Source organism: Streptomyces sp. NPDC058145 (assembly GCF_042884245.1).
Taxonomy (GTDB): domain Bacteria; phylum Actinomycetota; class Actinomycetes; order Streptomycetales; family Streptomycetaceae; genus Streptomyces.
On the sequence record NZ_JBHVUH010000006.1, the window covers coordinates 58,744 to 73,763 of the forward strand.

A 15,020-nucleotide genomic window follows, 5' to 3' on the forward strand; every position below is an offset into this window, starting at 1 on the left:
TGGCAACCAGGAGACCGGGGCGGGCGTCTTCCCTTCGAACCAGGACCCCTGGAGCCACGGCCCCGACGGGCGGGGTCCGGGCGGACCGGCGAACATCGTCGGGAACGCTTACGTAGTGCCCTGTGGACCGGCACTACAGTGGGTCGGAACACCAGAACACCGGCAAGCAAGCAGCAGGGAGCGCGTGACGTGCGGCCAGTCGGCAGCAAGTACCTGCTCGAGGAGCCGCTCGGACGCGGCGCCACGGGCACCGTCTGGCGTGCCCGCCAGCGCGAGACGGCGGGTGCCGAGGCGGCCGTGCCCGGCCAGCCGGGCGAGACGGTCGCGATCAAGGTCCTCAAGGAGGAGCTGGCGAGCGACCCGGACATCGTGATGCGCTTCCTGCGCGAGCGCTCCGTCCTGCTCAGGCTCACCCACCCGAACATCGTGCGGGTCCGCGACCTGGTCGTCGAGGGCGATCTGCTGGCTCTCGTCATGGACCTCGTCGACGGCCCCGACCTGCACCGCTATCTGCGCGAGAACGGCCCCTTCACGCCCGTCGCCGCCGCGCTGATGACCGCGCAGATCGCCGACGCCCTCGCCGCGAGCCATGCCGACGGCGTCGTCCACCGTGACCTGAAGCCCGCCAACGTGCTGCTCCAGCAGTACGAGGGCCGGATGCACCCGATGCTGACCGACTTCGGCATCGCCCGCCTCGCCGACTCCCCGGGCCTGACCCGCACCCACGAGTTCGTCGGCACGCCCGCGTACGTCGCGCCGGAGTCCGCCGAGGGCCGCCCGCAGACCTCCGCCGTCGACGTGTACGGCGCCGGCATCCTGCTGTACGAGCTGGTCACCGGCCGTCCGCCGTTCTCCGGCGGCAGCGCCCTCGAAGTGCTGCACCAGCACCTGAGCGCCGAGCCGCGCCGGCCCTCCACCGTCCCGGGGCCGCTGTGGACGGTCATGGAGCGCTGCCTGCGCAAGAACCCCGACGAGCGGCCCAGCGCCGAGAACCTCGCGCGCGGGCTGCGGGTCGTCGCCGAGGGCGTCGGCGTGCACGCGAACTCCGCGCAGATCGCCGCCGCCGAGGGTGTGGGCGCCCTGCTCGCCCCCGACCCGGCCCCGGCCGCCGTACCGGGGGCGCCCGGCGCCGCCGACCCCACCCAGGTGCTGCCGACCAACGCGCCCCAGGGGGCGTACGACCCCAACGCCGCGACCAGCGTGCTGCCGCACACCGGCGGCCCGGCCGGCGCCGCCGACCCCACCGCCGTACTGCCGCACACCGGCGCCGCGGACCCGACGGCGGTGCTGCCGAACACCGGCCCGCAGGGACAGCAGCCCGACCAGCCGCACCCCTGGCAGAACCAGCTTCGCGCCGCCCGGGACCGCAACGAGCAGACACAGGTCCAGTACCTCGACCCGGACGAGGACCCGCTGCGCCGCCGTCCCCAGCGCCAGGTCGCCCGGCCGCAGCAGCAGCCGCGCCAGGCCCCGCAGGGGCGCCCGCAGCAGCCGCAGCCGCGCGGCAGGCAGCAGCCGCACGCCGGATACGGCTACCCGGACCAGCAGCCCCAGCAGTACGCCCCGCAACGGCAGCCGCAACGGCAGCCGCAGCGGTACGCGCCTCCCGCCCCGGAGCCGCAGCGTCCCGCGCGCGAGCCCCGGGCACCGCGGCAGCGCAGCGCCAACCCGATGAAGATCCCCGGACTCGGCTGCCTCAAGGGCTGCCTGTTCACGATCGTCATCCTGGTCGTCGCGAGCTGGCTGGTCTGGGAGCTGACCCCGCTGCACACCTGGGTCGGCCAGGGCAGGGGCTACTGGGCCCAGCTCAGCGACTGGGCCGGCCAGGTGGGCGACTGGATCAAGCAGCTGGACAGCTCCTCCGGCAATGGCAACTGAATGCCAGTTTGGAAATTTGTCGACATCTGGCGGGTGATTTCCGCCTCGACGGTGAAGGTTGGCTCTTCCGGCGCGTAGTTTTGACGACAACACGCGTCGGTAGGAGCAGTCTTGGCACGGAAGATCGGCAGCCGGTACACCGCGAACCAGATCCTGGGGCGGGGCAGCGCCGGCACGGTGTGGCTGGGCGAGGGACCGGAGGGGCCCGTCGCGATCAAGCTGCTGCGTGAGGACCTCGCGTCCGACCAGGAGCTGGTCGGGCGCTTCGTGCAGGAGCGCACCGCGCTGCTCGGCCTGGAGCACCCGCACATCGTCTCCGTGCGCGACCTGGTGGTCGACGGCAACGACCTGGCCCTGGTCATGGACCTGGTGCGCGGCACCGACCTGCGCACCCGCCTGGAACGCGAGCGGCGGCTCGCACCGGAGTCGGCCGTGGCGATCGTCGCGGACGTCGCCGACGGGCTCGCCGCCGCCCACGCGGCCGGGATCGTCCACCGGGACGTGAAGCCCGAGAACATCCTGCTGGACATGCAGGGCCCGCTCGGCCCCGGCGGGTCCCACCCGGCGCTGCTCACCGACTTCGGCGTGGCCAAGCTGATCGACTCCCCGAAGCGGACCCGGGCCACGAAGATCATCGGTACTCCGGACTACCTGGCCCCGGAGATCGTCGAGGGCCTGCCGCCGCGCGCCGCCGTGGACATCTACGCGCTGGCCACGGTCCTCTACGAACTCCTCGCGGGCTTCACGCCGTTCGGTGGCGGCCACTCCGGCGCGGTGCTGCGCCGGCACGTCACAGAGACCGTCGTACCGCTGCCCGGCATTCCCGAGGAGCTGTGGGCGCTGCTCGTGCAGTGCCTGGCCAAGGCGCCCGCCTCCCGGCTGCGCGCCTCGGAGCTGGCGGCACGGCTGAGGGAGCAGTTGCCCCTGCTGGCCGGCATGCCCCCGCTGGACGTGGACGAGCCGGACGCGGAGTCCGCCGAGGAGGCGGAGGACCCGGTGGCGCAGGACCCGGCCGGGGGCGAGCCGGTACGGAGGCGGGGCGCGGTGTCCCTGGTGCCCGGCGCCAGGCCCGACTCCAACCGGGACACGCACACGTCGATGCGGGTGCCGGCACCGGACGAGCTGGCGGGCGGTGCCCACGGCACGGCACGGGCGCCGCGCGCGACGGGAGCGCCCCGGCCGGGCTCGGCCCGGCACCGGGCCGCGATGCGGCGGCGCCGGATCACGCTGGGCGTGGCCGGGGTGGTGCTGGCCGCGGCCATCGGCGTGGGGGCATGGGCGGCGACGTCGGGCGACGACGAGCCCCCGGCGGACACCCACAGCACGTCGACACCGTGATCTCCGAGCGCCGGTCCCCGTGAATCGGTCCGTCCGGCGCTCGAGGCCCAGGCCGTCCGGGCCGAAGCGGGGGTGCGGCCCCCGGCAGGGCACGGGCAGCACCGGTGCCCACGGACTCGGCCGAGCCACCCTGCTCTGGCCGCTCGGCGGAGCCGTTACGCTGGATGCGTGGCAGTCGTCGATGTATCCGAAGAGCTGAAGTCCCTCTCCTCGACCATGGAGTCGATCGAGGCCGTCCTGGACCTCGACCGGCTGAGGGCAGACATCGCCGTGCTCGAGGAGCAGGCGGCCGCGCCGTCCCTGTGGGACAACCCGGACGAGGCGCAGAAGATCACCAGCAAGCTCTCCCACCTCCAGGCCGAGGTCAGGAAGGCGGAAGGGCTGCGCGGCCGGATCGACGATCTCGCCGTCCTCTTCGAGATGGCCGAGGAGGAGGACGACCCGGACACCCGGGCCGAGGCCGAGTCCGAGCTGACTCTCGTCCGCAAGGCGCTGGACGAGATGGAGGTCCGGACGCTGCTCAGCGGTGAGTACGACTCCCGTGAGGCGCTCGTCAACATCCGCGCCGAGGCCGGTGGCGTCGACGCCGCAGACTTCGCCGAGAAGCTCCAGCGCATGTACCTGCGCTGGGCCGAGCAGCGCGGCTACAAGACCGAGATCTACGAGACGTCGTACGCGGAGGAGGCGGGCATCAAGTCCACCACCTTCGCCGTGCAGGCGCCGTACGCCTACGGCACCCTCTCCGTCGAGCAGGGCACCCACCGCCTGGTGCGCATCTCGCCCTACGACAACCAGGGGCGCCGCCAGACCTCCTTCGCGGGCGTGGAGATCCTCCCCGTGGTCGAGCAGACCGACCACGTCGAGATCGACGAGTCCGAGCTGCGGGTGGACGTCTACCGGTCGTCCGGGCCCGGCGGCCAGGGCGTGAACACCACCGACTCCGCGGTGCGTCTCACCCACCTCCCCACCGGCATCGTCGTCTCCTGTCAGAACGAGCGGTCGCAGATCCAGAACAAGGCGACCGCGATGAACGTCCTCCAGGCCAAGCTGCTGGAGCGGCGCCGCCAGGAGGAGCAGGCCAAGATGGACGCCCTCAAGGGCGACGGCGGCAACTCCTGGGGCAACCAGATGCGTTCCTACGTGCTGCACCCGTACCAGATGGTCAAGGACCTGCGCACCGAGCACGAGGTGGGTAACCCCGAGGCCGTGTTCAACGGCGAGATCGACGGGTTCCTGGAGGCCGGCATTCGCTGGCGCAAGCAGCAGGAGAAGTAATTTTGTCGACATGACAACTGCCGCCCTCGAGGCGGCAGTTGTCATTTGCCTGGGTTTTACATCACACTCACAGGTTCCAAGTCGCAGCAAACGCCACCCCGTCGGACATTGCGCCCGCAACGGCCTTGACGATGCTTTGAAAAGTCGGAAGGGTGAAGCGTGGCATGCGTATCTCTGGGGCGCATGTGAACCGGGGGAATTGACGCAGATCTCGTCACGGCTGCCTCCGTCGATCACGGCAAGCCCCAAGCGCCGCCTCATTGACGACAGCTACTGGGGGTAGCAACCACATGACGAAGAAGACGCGGATCCGGGTCGCGCGGATAGCCGCCGGCGCCGTGATCGCAGCGGGCGCCTCGCTGACCGCTGCGGGCGCCGCCTCGGCCCTGGACCTCGGTGTCCAGGCCGGGCCGATCACCCTTGGTGTGAGCACTGAGGGTGGGGAGGACGAGGGGACGACCGGCGACTGCCCGATCAGCGTGTGCACCGACGGTGGTACGACGACCGACGGTGGCACCACCACCACCGGCGGTACCACCACGACCGGTGGCACCGCCATCGGTGGCACCGTCACCATCGGTGGCACCACATCGAGCGGCGGCACCACGTCGAGCGGTGGCACCACCACGACAGGCGGCACCACGTCGAGCGGTGGCACCACCACCGGCGGCACCACCACCGGCGGCACCACTACGACCGGTGGTACCACGACGGGTGGAACCACGACGGGTGGAACCACCACGACCGGCGGCAACGGCAACTCGGGCGGCAACGGCAACTCCGGCGGCAACGGCGGCGGCCACGGCAACTCCGGTGGGAACGGCAACGGTGGCGGCGACAGCTCCACCGGCGGCACCGACGGCGGCTCCAGCGCCACCGGCGGCAACAACGACACCCCTCAGGGTGGCGGCAACGACAACACGTCCCAGGAGGAGGGCTCCTCCGCCCTCACCGACACGGGCTCGGACACCACGGCCCAGGGCGGCGACAAGCAGCTCGCCGAGACCGGTGCCGGACAGACCGCGTTCCTGCTGGTCGGCGCCGCGACGATGATCGCCGGCGGCATCGGCTTCCGCTTCCTGCCGCGGCTGGTGAACGGCCGGGGCGGCGCGGCCGCCTGAACGTAGCCGCACGGCGACGTTCCGCACACAGCGCGTAACACGAAGGGCCCGGAGCTGCACGCTCCGGGCCCTTCGGCCGTCTTGTCCGGTCTTCCTACGCGGCCTGGTGGGCCAGCAGCGCCACCGCGGCTATCAGCACCGCCAGCAGCGCGATCAGCGCCATGGGGTTCAGCCCCGCGAAGAAGCCCTCCTGCTGCAGTCGCTCGCGGTTGGCACGGCACACCGGGCACCGGCCCTCACTCACGGGCGACGCGCAGTTCGCGCACACCAACCGGTCGTAAGTCATGCGCTCGCCCTCCTCGCACCGGCCATCACACATACAACGCACACGGGAACCCGAACGTTCCCCCTCCACTGTGCCAGGTTCCCCCGCAAAGAGCGCGAGCTCTCGAAGAAGCCCGAATCCGGCCTGCACAAAAACACACAAGCCGCAACCAACCGCGACCGGGCCCTGCGCTCGCACTCCCGGTTCGCGTATGGTCACGCTCATCTACCCCCGGCGACCCGTGGTGCATCCGTGATCCGATTCGACAACGTCTCCAAGGTCTACCCCAAGCAGACCCGCCCAGCCCTCAGGGATGTCTCCCTGGAGCTCGAGAGGGGCGAGTTCGTCTTCCTGGTGGGGTCCTCCGGCTCCGGCAAGTCGACCTTCCTGCGGCTCGTGCTGCGCGAGGAGCGGTGCAGCCACGGCCAGGTGCACGTCCTCGGCAAGGACCTCGCACGCCTCTCGAACTGGAAGGTGCCGCAGATGCGCCGCCAGTTGGGGACGGTGTTCCAGGACTTCCGCCTGCTGCCCAACAAGACCGTCGCCGAGAACGTGGCCTTCGCGCAGGAGGTCATCGGCAAGTCGCGCGGCGAGATCCGCAAGTCCGTGCCGCAGGTGCTCGACCTCGTCGGGCTCGGCGGCAAGGAGGACCGCATGCCGGGTGAGTTGTCCGGTGGTGAGCAGCAGCGCGTGGCCATCGCGCGGGCCTTCGTCAACCGGCCCAAGCTGCTGATCGCGGACGAGCCCACCGGCAACCTCGACCCGCAGACCTCCGTCGGCATCATGAAGCTGCTCGACCGCATCAACCGGACGGGCACCACCGTCATCATGGCGACGCACGACCAGAACATCGTGGACCAGATGCGCAAGCGCGTCATCGAGCTGGAGAAGGGCCGCCTCGTCCGCGACCAGGCCCGCGGCGTCTACGGCTACCAGCACTGACCTGCCGCACCAGTCACGTCCACGGAAAGGCTTGATCCGACGCCATGCGCGCCCAGTTCGTCCTGTCGGAGATCGGTGTCGGTCTCCGCCGCAACCTGACGATGACCTTCGCCGTCATCGTCTCCGTCGCCCTGTCCCTGGCCCTGTTCGGCGGCTCCCTGCTGATGAGCGACCAGGTGAGCACCATGAAGGGCTACTGGTACGACAAGGTCAACGTCTCGATCTTCCTGTGCAACAAGAGCGACGCGCAGTCGGACGTCAACTGCGCCAAGGGCGCGGTCACCGAGGACCAGAAGAAGCAGATCCGCACCGACCTCGCCAAGATGACCATCGTCGACCGGGTGACCTACGAGTCGCAGGACGAGGCGTACAAGCACTACAAGGAGCAGTTCGGCAACTCCCCCCTGGCCGGCTCGCTGACCCCGGACCAGATGCAGGAGTCGTACCGCATCAAGCTCAAGGACCCGCAGAAGTACCAGGTCATCGCGACCGCGTTCAACGGGCGTGACGGCGTGCAGTCGGTGCAGGACCAGAAGGGCATCCTGGACAACCTCTTCCAGTTGCTGAACCTGATGAACCGGGCGGCGCTCGGTGTGATGGCGCTGATGCTGCTCGTCGCGCTGCTGCTGATCGTCAACACCGTGCGTGTGTCCGCGTTCAGCCGTCGGCGTGAGACCGGGATCATGCGCCTCGTCGGCGCCTCGGGCTTCTACATCCAGGCGCCGTTCATCATGGAGGCCGCGGTCGCCGGACTCATCGGCGGTGGCCTCGCCTGCGTCTTCCTGGTCGTCGGGCGGTACTTCACGATCGACCACGGCATGGCCCTGTCCAACAAGCTCACGCTGATCAACTTCGTCGGCTGGGACGCGGTGTTGACCAAGCTGCCGCTGATCCTCGCCACCAGTGTGCTGATGCCCGCTCTGGCGGCGTTCTTCGCGTTGCGCAAGTACCTGAAGGTGTGACGCATCCCAAGAGGGCCGTACGGGCGTCCGTCCGTACGGCCCTTCGCCGTTGTCCTAGACTCACCGCCATGTCAGGCCGTGACCCGTTCTGTCAGCCCCGCCGCACCGGCCGTGGGGCCGCCCTGACATTGGTCTTCGCCTGCGTCCTGGTCGCCGGCGCCGCCACCGGCTCCTTCCCGGACACCGGCCAGGACGCCCGGTCCGGCCCCAAGTCCGCCTCGGCACCCGTGCCTTCGGCCACCCGTCACGAGGCCGTGCGGCGGGCCGCCGCCAAGGCGATGGCCGACGGCAAGTCGCCCATGGAGGCCGCCGAGCGGGCCGTCAGCCGCAGCGGGGACCGCTGGGGAGCCGTCTACTCCGAGGACGAGTACCAGGAGTTCCAGGAGGCCCTGGACGGCCAGTACACCGGCACCGGGCTGTGGGCGCGGGCCGAGCCGGACGGCCGGATCGAGGTGACCCGGGTACAGCCCGGATCGCCCGCGGCCGCCGCCGGGATCCGCAAGGGCGACCGGCTGCGCAGCGTCGACGGCACGGACGTGGCCGGGCGGCCGGTCACCGACGTGGTGTCGTTACTCCGCGGCGACGCCGAGGACGCGGCCGCCGGGACGACCGTGACGCTCGGCCTCCAGCGCGGCACGCGCGCGTGGACCGAGACCCTGCGCCGGGCCAGGCTGTCCACGGACCCGGTGACCGTCCACAAGCTGCCCGGCAGGATCACCGTCATCAAGGTCGCCGCCTTCACCAAGGGCTCCGGCGACTCCGTGCGCGCCGCGGTGCACCGGGCTCCGGCCGGCGCCGGCATCGTCCTCGACCTGCGGGGGAACTCCGGCGGCCTGGTCACCGAGTCCGTGGAGACCGCCTCCGCCTTCCTCGACGGCGGCCTGGTCGCCACCTACGACGTCGACGGCGCCCAGCGCGCCCTGCACGCCGACACCGGCGGCGACACCGACCGGCCCCTGGTCGCCCTGGTCGACGGCGGCACGATGAGCGCGGCCGAGATGCTCACCGGCGCCCTGCAGGACCGGGGCCGCGCGGTCGTGATCGGCACCCGCACCTTCGGCAAGGGCTCCGTCCAGATGCCCACCGAGCTCCCCGACGGCTCGGTGGCCGAGCTGACCGTGGGCCACTACCGCACCCCCTCCGGTCGCGCGGTCGACGGCCGGGGCCTCACCCCCGACCTGGAGGCGGGGCCGCAGGCGCTGCGGCGGGCCGAGACGGTCCTGGGCGGCCTGGGCGACCCCTCGTAGCACCGCGCCCTCGTGGCACTCCTTAACGCACTTTCCCCGCACCCCCTCCATGGTGCGAAAATGGTGGGCACTATGGCTAAGGAAAAAGGGCGCAAGCTGATCGCGCAGAACAAGAAGGCGCGGCACGACTACCTCATCCTCGACACGTACGAGGCCGGTCTCGTGCTCATGGGCACCGAGGTGAAGTCACTGCGCCAGGGGCGGGCCTCGCTGGTCGACGGCTTCGTGCAACTGGACGGTCACGAAGCGTGGCTGCACAACGTGCACGTGCCCGAGTACAGCCAGGGCACCTGGACCAACCACAGCGCCCGGCGCAAGCGGAAGCTGCTGCTGCACCGCGACGAGATCGACAAGCTCGAGGCGAAGTCCCAGGAGACGGGCCACACGATCGTGCCCCTCGCCCTGTACTTCAAGGACGGCCGCGCCAAGGTCGAGATCGCGCTGGCGAGGGGCAAGAAGGAGTACGACAAGCGCCAGACCCTGCGCGAGAAGCAGGACCGGCGCGAGACGGACCGCGCGATGTCGGCCGTGCGGCGCAAGCAGCGGGGCTAGTCGCCGGACCGGCGGGACCGGCGCGGTCGGCCCGACCGGCGGGCCCGGCGGGAATAGGCTGGCACCGACCTGCGTTGGTCACGTACGATGGCAACGCACCCCACCGAGGGTGCGAGCCCCCTCTCCGGAGGGGATTGAAAAATCAACATGGGGATGATCGGTTTCGACAGCGGCTGTCGAAGCAGGGGAAGCGTGTCGAGGAAGCGGCCATGATCTCGTAAACCACAGGCCGAAAAAAATAATCGCCAATACCAAGCGCGATTCCTCCCACTTCGCCCTCGCTGCCTAATAAGCAGTAAGCGAAGCTCTCACGGGAGTGTCAGCCCGGGCTAGTTCCCGTCCCGGATCCTGGCATCGACTAGGGGACTAAACCTTGATCCCGGTCACGGGGTGAAGAGGGAAACCAAACAGTGACTGAGCCCGTCGGCGACTTGTTCGCGTGATCGCCGGGGCCGAGAAAAGCGAAGCGAACTGCACACGGAGAAGCCCTGGTTCCGCACCGTTGGACGCGGGTTCGATTCCCGCCATCTCCACTCATCCCATGTAGGCAAGGCCCTGTCGCTTCCGAGCGGCGGGGCCTTTGTCGTCGTCGTTCCCGTACGTCTCCGGCCGTACGTCTCAGGGACTCACGCGTCGTCCTGCCGGGCGAGCCGGGTCAGCGTGGCCGTGACCAGGGCCCGCACGCCCGTGTCCAGGGTCGGCTGAAGGACCGGCGCGAACCGGGAGCTGTGGTTGACCGGGATGTCCTGTGCCACCGTGCCACGCCGCCGGGCGGCCTCGTAGGTGTCCGGGTCGACGCAGCCGAGGGCCCAGTAGGTGTACGGGACGCCGAACGCGTCCGGGACGCGACTGAAGTCCTCACTCGCGCTCTGCAGTTCGACCGTGCCCGCTTGGTCCCCGAAGACCTCGCCGAAGGCGGCGGCCACCTCGCGGGTCACCGCCGCGTCGTTGACGGTCGGCGGGAAGCGGGTGCCCTCCTCGATCTCCGGCTCGCGGGTCGCTCCGGAGGCGGCGCACTCGGCCGTCACGATCCGCCGCACCGCGGCCAGGACGGCCCCCCGGGTCCCCTCGTCGTAGGTGCGCGCGTTCAGCAGCAGTTCCGCCGACTCCGGGATCACGTTGCCGCTGGTGCCCGCCTGCAGGGAGCCCACCGTGAGCACCGCGGGCCGGGTGGCGGCCAGCTCGCGCGAGACGACCGTCTGGAGCCGGACGACGATCATCGACGCCATCACCACCGGGTCGATCGCGGCCTGCGGCGCCGAGCCGTGCGCGCCCCTGCCGTGGACGGTGACGCGGATGTTGTCCGCCGCGGACAGGAAGGAACCGGCGCGGGTGCCGACCCGCCCCGCCGGATAGGGCAGCACATGCTGGGCGAACGCGACGTCCGGCCGCGGAACGAGGCCGGTGAGCCCGTCGGCGAGCATCCGGTCGGCGCCGTCACCGGGCTCCTCGGCCGGCTGGAACAGGGCCACCAGCGTTCCCCGCCACGACCCCTGGGCGGACGCCAGCAGCCTGGCCGCGCCCAGCAGACAGGTGACGTGCATGTCATGGCCGCAGGCGTGCGCCACCGGCACCTCCCGGCCGGCCGCGTCCTTGCCGACGGCCGTGCTGGCGTACGGCAGACCGGTCTCCTCGCGCACCGGCAGCGCGTCCATGTCGGCGCGCAGCAGCACCGTCGGCCCGTCCCCGTTGGCCAGCACGCCGACCACGCCGGTGCCGCCGATCCCGTCGTGCACCTGGTAGCCGCAGTTCCCCAGGCGTTCCGCCACCCGGGTCGCCGTCCGGTGCTCCTGGTGGCCGAGCTCCGGGTGGGCGTGCAGGTCCTCGTAGAAGCCCTCCAGCTCGGGCCGGATGTCACCGAGCCCGGCTACGACCTCGTCCACGCGATCCTTGAGGCTCATGGCTGTGTGGTGCTCCTCGTTTCCCGGTGAGTGGTGCCCCCGCCCGTCCCCTCCGTCCGTCCCCCTCCGTCCGTCCCCCGGCCCGTCCGGGTCACGGGCCGCGGCCGCGTGACGTCCTGGGCCGCCAGTCACGGCTGCCCGGCAGCCGCCAGCCCCGGGTCAGCGCGGCCAGCCGCAGTGAGACGCCCACCAGGATCCCGGCCAGAATGCCGAGGGTGGGCACGCCGAGCCGGCTGCAGAGGACCATCACCCCGCTCACCAGCACGGCGACGGTCGCGTACAGGGGGGTGCCGCCGAAGATGGCGGGGGTACGGGCCAGCAGCAGGTCCCGGATGGCGCCGCCACCGACCGCCGTGATCGTGCCCAGCAGCACGGCGGGCAGCCAGCCGAGACCGACGGACAGGGTCTTCTGCGCCCCGGCGATCGCCCAGACGCTGAGCGCCAGCGCGTCGAGCAGGTTGAAGGTCCAGCCGGAGGTGTGACGGCTCAGGTCGGCGACGAAGGCCAGCAGGGTCCCCGCGGTGGCGACGGTGAGATAGGTGTAGTCCGTCAGGGCGACGGGCGTCCCGTGCTGCAGCAGGGTGTCGCGGAGGATTCCGCCGCCGAGACCGGAGACGATGCCGATGACCAGGAAGCCGAAGAGATCCAGCCGGCGGCTCCGCGCCAGCACCCCGCCGAGTGTCCCGTTGGCGAACACTCCGCTCAGGTCCAGCACCCGGGTCACCTCGGTCACGTTCTCCGGGGACAACCAGCCGGCCACGCATCAGCACCTCCCTCCCTCACCCTCACCGTCGACCCGACCATCGAACCAGCCGGGGCGCTCACCCGCCCGGTGAGCGCCCGCCTGGTGCTGTGGCCGGAAAGGTTTGCCGGGAAGCTCGCGGCGTCCGGTGCGGTGCGTCGCGAGGCGGAGCATCGCTCGCGTACTGGATGTACTCGGGTGATGCGACAACGCGGCGAGGTGCCGTGCCGGGCGTCGCGAGCCGGTGAACCTTTCCGGTCGCAGCACTAGGGGGTCACCGCCGCCTGCCCGGCCGCCCCCGTCCGCCGCTGCGACGAGCCGATCACCAGGGCCACGGCGGCCGCGATCGCCGGTACCGCGAAGCCCGTGGCCGGCGAGCCGTGCTCGGCCGCCCAGCCGCCGGCCGCCGAGCCGCAGGCGATGCCGGTGAGCAGGCCGGTGACGACGAGGCTCATGCCCTCGTTGAGCCGGTCGGCCGGGGTGCGGGCCTGCACCAGGGTCATCGCGGTCACCATCGTCGGCGCCGTCGCCATGCCCGCCACCAGCAGCGCACCCGCCAGGGCCGCGAGGGAACCCGTGGCGGCGGCGGCCAGCCAGGGCAGGGTCATCAGGGCGGCCATCGCGAGCAGGCACCGGGGCAGGCCGAGGCCGGCCGGTTTCAGGGCCCCGTACAGCAGACCGGCCGCGCACGAGCCCGCCGCCTGCAACGCGAGCACCAGACCGGCCGCCGCCCGGTGCCCCTGGGCGTCGGCGTACGCGATCGTGACGACCTCCATCGAGCCGAACACCGTGCCGGTCGCCACGAAGCAGGCCAGCAGCGCCGGAATCCCCGGGCTGCGCAACGGCGACCGGGCCTTCGAACGGGCCAGGAGGGGCGGCTCGGTAGCCCGCTGCGCGGTGAACAGCAGCATGCCGGCCAGCAGCAGCACGGACCCGGCGAGCGTGCCCGCCTCCGGGAAGAACGTGCCGGCCAGGAAGGAGGCCAGCACCGGGCCCAGCATGAAGCACAGCTCGTCGGCGGCCTGCTCGAAGGAGTTGGCGGTGTGCAGGGCGGCGGGGTCGTCGCGCAGCAGGTGGGCCCAGCGGGCGCGGGACAGGCCGCCGATGTTGGGGGTGGCGGCGGTGGCGGCGTAGGCGGCGAACAGGGCCCAGTCCGGGGCGCCGAAGCGCACGCACAGCAGCAGGGCGAGGCTGCCCAGGACGGCCGTCAGGGTGGCAGGTACGGCGACCCGGGCCTGCCCGTACCGGTCGACGAGCCGCGCGATCCACGGCCCTGCCACCCCGGTCGCCGCCAGACCGACGGCGGTGACGGCGCCGGCGAGCGCGTACGAGCCCCGGGCCCCGGCGATCATCACGACCGCGCTCACGCTGAACATGCCCATCGGCAGCCGTGCGACGAGATTGCCCGCGGTGAAGGCGAGCGTGCCGGGGCGGGAGAAGAGCGCCCGGTACCCACGGAGCCTCCCCGATTCTTTGTCTTCGCACTGCTCGTTCGGTATTCGGCTGTCTTCGGTGGTCTGTCGCGGCATGGCTCAACGGTGGCCCGCAGTGGATCACCCGGTCCAACACCTTCTCGGTGCCGACTCACGCGCCCGCGTTGTGAATCCGGGTTGTAGATTCGCCGCCATGCCCGCTCCCGCCGCCATAGAACCGCGCCTGCTGCGTGCCTTCGTCGCCGTCGCCGAGGAGCTGCACTTCACCCGGGCCGCGGCCCGTCTGTACGTGGCGCAGCAGGCACTGAGCCGGGACGTACGGCGGCTGGAGCGCGAGCTGGGCGCCGAGCTGTTCGTACGGACCACCCGGCAGGTGACGCTCACCGCGGACGGCGAGCGGCTGCTGCCGCACGCCCGGCGGGTCCTGGCCGCCCAGGACGACCTGCTCGCCGCCTTCGGGCAGGCCCGGCCGCTGCTGGTCGACCTCAACTCCGCCGGTCTGCTCACCGGCCGCCGGGTGCTGCACCGGGCCCGGGAACTCGCCCCCGACTGCGAGCTGATGGCCCGCTACGAGAGCGGTCTTACGGGAGCGGCGGTCGAGGTGCTCGCCGGCCGGCTGGACGTCTCCTTCGGGCGCTTCGCAGGCCTGGACCCGGCCCTGCGGTCCGGGCTCGAACAGCAGCCGGTGCGCTACGAGCCGATGGCCGTCGTCCTGCCCGACGACCACCCGCTGGCCGCCCTGCCGGAGGTCCCGCTGGCGGCGCTGGCCGGGGAGACGGTGTACGCCGGCGCGGGGAACCCGCGCACCCGGGAGTGGACCGACCTCGCACTTCACCTCTTCGAGGGACGCGGCATCCGACTCGCTTCACCCCTTCCGCTACCGGTCGGCGACGAGGAGTTCGAGCGGATCATGGCCAAGACCCGGAACGTGATCCTGGCCGTGGTGGACTTTCCGGCCATGCCTCGTTCGGTGCTGCGGCCGCTCGTCGATCCGGTCCCGCTCTCGTCCGTGTCGTTGGTCTGGCGCAAGGGGCTCGTACATCCCGGGCTGACGGCGCTCCGCAGGGCCGCGAGCGACATCGCGCGGGCCGAAGGATGGCTACGGCGGCCCACCGACCGATGGATTCCAGCCGTGGATGATGATGTGATGAGCGTCCAGTAGGTGGCACGTGGCAAACACGGAACCTCCGCATGCGCTACATTCATGGCCCGAGCACGGTGTGGTAAAGGGGGCGCTCGGGCTGGGTGGGGGCCTGGTTCGAACGACGGGTGCTCGGTGTCGATGCGCACCCGGAACTGTCCCGTGGGGGGATGTGCGCACGTGAAAGAGTGGCGAGAAGACGCCCAACCGGAGTGGCACGAAG

At 71.4% G+C, this 15,020-nt stretch carries 13 protein-coding genes and 1 other RNA gene; 10 read left to right on the plus strand and 4 right to left on the minus strand.

The window, feature by feature from the left end; genetic code table 11:
• The first annotated feature begins 189 nt into the window (after positions 1-189).
• The 4 genes from ACFVVO_RS14985 to ACFVVO_RS15000 all read left to right on the plus strand — a co-directional run bounded on the left by ACFVVO_RS14985 (position 190) and on the right by ACFVVO_RS15000 (position 5,612).
• Entirely contained in the window at positions 190-1,878 is a 1,689-nt protein-coding gene (locus tag ACFVVO_RS14985; RefSeq protein WP_390054989.1) for a serine/threonine-protein kinase, read from the plus strand.
• A gap of 111 nt (positions 1,879-1,989) precedes the next feature.
• Positions 1,990-3,216 (plus strand): serine/threonine-protein kinase, encoded by a 1,227-nt coding sequence (locus ACFVVO_RS14990; protein WP_390054991.1) that lies wholly within the window; start codon positions 1,990-1,992, stop codon positions 3,214-3,216.
• A 168-nt stretch (positions 3,217-3,384) separates the two neighbouring features.
• Positions 3,385-4,491: a peptide chain release factor 2 gene (gene prfB / locus ACFVVO_RS14995; RefSeq protein WP_390054993.1), complete on the plus strand. Its 1,107-nt coding sequence runs from the start codon at positions 3,385-3,387 to the stop codon at positions 4,489-4,491.
• Between the two features lie 290 nt (positions 4,492-4,781).
• The gene (locus tag ACFVVO_RS15000; protein WP_390054994.1) at positions 4,782-5,612 is read left to right on the plus strand and encodes a hypothetical protein; all 831 of its coding nucleotides are present in this window, start codon (positions 4,782-4,784) and stop codon (positions 5,610-5,612) included.
• A 94-nt stretch (positions 5,613-5,706) separates the two neighbouring features.
• Here the strand turns inward: ACFVVO_RS15000 and ACFVVO_RS15005 are convergent, their stop codons facing one another.
• Entirely contained in the window at positions 5,707-5,898 is a 192-nt protein-coding gene (locus ACFVVO_RS15005; protein WP_143638368.1) for a hypothetical protein, read from the minus strand.
• A 231-nt stretch (positions 5,899-6,129) separates the two neighbouring features.
• On the opposite strand from ACFVVO_RS15005, the gene ftsE reads away from it, so the two are divergent.
• The 5 genes from ftsE (at position 6,130) to ssrA (ending at position 10,116) form a co-directional block, all read left to right on the plus strand.
• Positions 6,130-6,819 carry a cell division ATP-binding protein FtsE gene (gene ftsE / locus ACFVVO_RS15010; protein ID WP_390054996.1) on the plus strand — a complete coding sequence of 230 codons (690 nt, stop codon included), beginning with the start codon at positions 6,130-6,132 and terminating at the stop codon, positions 6,817-6,819.
• 44 nt (positions 6,820-6,863) lie between these two features.
• Positions 6,864-7,781: a permease-like cell division protein FtsX gene (gene ftsX / locus ACFVVO_RS15015; RefSeq protein WP_390054998.1), complete on the plus strand. Its 918-nt coding sequence runs from the start codon at positions 6,864-6,866 to the stop codon at positions 7,779-7,781.
• A gap of 68 nt (positions 7,782-7,849) precedes the next feature.
• Entirely contained in the window at positions 7,850-9,028 is a 1,179-nt protein-coding gene (locus ACFVVO_RS15020; protein ID WP_390055000.1) for a S41 family peptidase, read from the plus strand.
• A gap of 72 nt (positions 9,029-9,100) precedes the next feature.
• Complete coding sequence (smpB, locus tag ACFVVO_RS15025) at positions 9,101-9,580, plus strand: SsrA-binding protein SmpB (protein WP_390055002.1); 480 nt, start codon at positions 9,101-9,103, stop codon at positions 9,578-9,580.
• Between the two features lie 149 nt (positions 9,581-9,729).
• Positions 9,730-10,116, plus strand: a transfer-messenger RNA (tmRNA) gene (gene ssrA / locus ACFVVO_RS15030).
• 90 nt (positions 10,117-10,206) lie between these two features.
• On the opposite strand, the gene ACFVVO_RS15035 is transcribed toward ssrA, so the two are convergent.
• From ACFVVO_RS15035 to ACFVVO_RS15045, 3 genes are all read right to left on the minus strand, one after another.
• Positions 10,207-11,481 carry an amidohydrolase gene (locus tag ACFVVO_RS15035; protein WP_390055004.1) on the minus strand — a complete coding sequence of 425 codons (1,275 nt, stop codon included), beginning with the start codon at positions 11,479-11,481 and terminating at the stop codon, positions 10,207-10,209.
• 91 nt (positions 11,482-11,572) lie between these two features.
• Entirely contained in the window at positions 11,573-12,241 is a 669-nt protein-coding gene (locus ACFVVO_RS15040; protein ID WP_390055006.1) for a trimeric intracellular cation channel family protein, read from the minus strand.
• 248 nt (positions 12,242-12,489) lie between these two features.
• A complete protein-coding gene (locus tag ACFVVO_RS15045) occupies positions 12,490-13,752 on the minus strand; it encodes an MFS transporter (RefSeq protein ID WP_390055007.1) in 1,263 nt (420 codons plus the stop codon).
• A gap of 97 nt (positions 13,753-13,849) precedes the next feature.
• Here ACFVVO_RS15045 and ACFVVO_RS15050 point away from each other — a divergent pair, with 97 nt between their 5' ends.
• Positions 13,850-14,818 carry a LysR family transcriptional regulator gene (locus ACFVVO_RS15050; protein ID WP_390055009.1) on the plus strand — a complete coding sequence of 323 codons (969 nt, stop codon included), beginning with the start codon at positions 13,850-13,852 and terminating at the stop codon, positions 14,816-14,818.
• Positions 14,819-15,020: the final 202 nt, after the last annotated feature.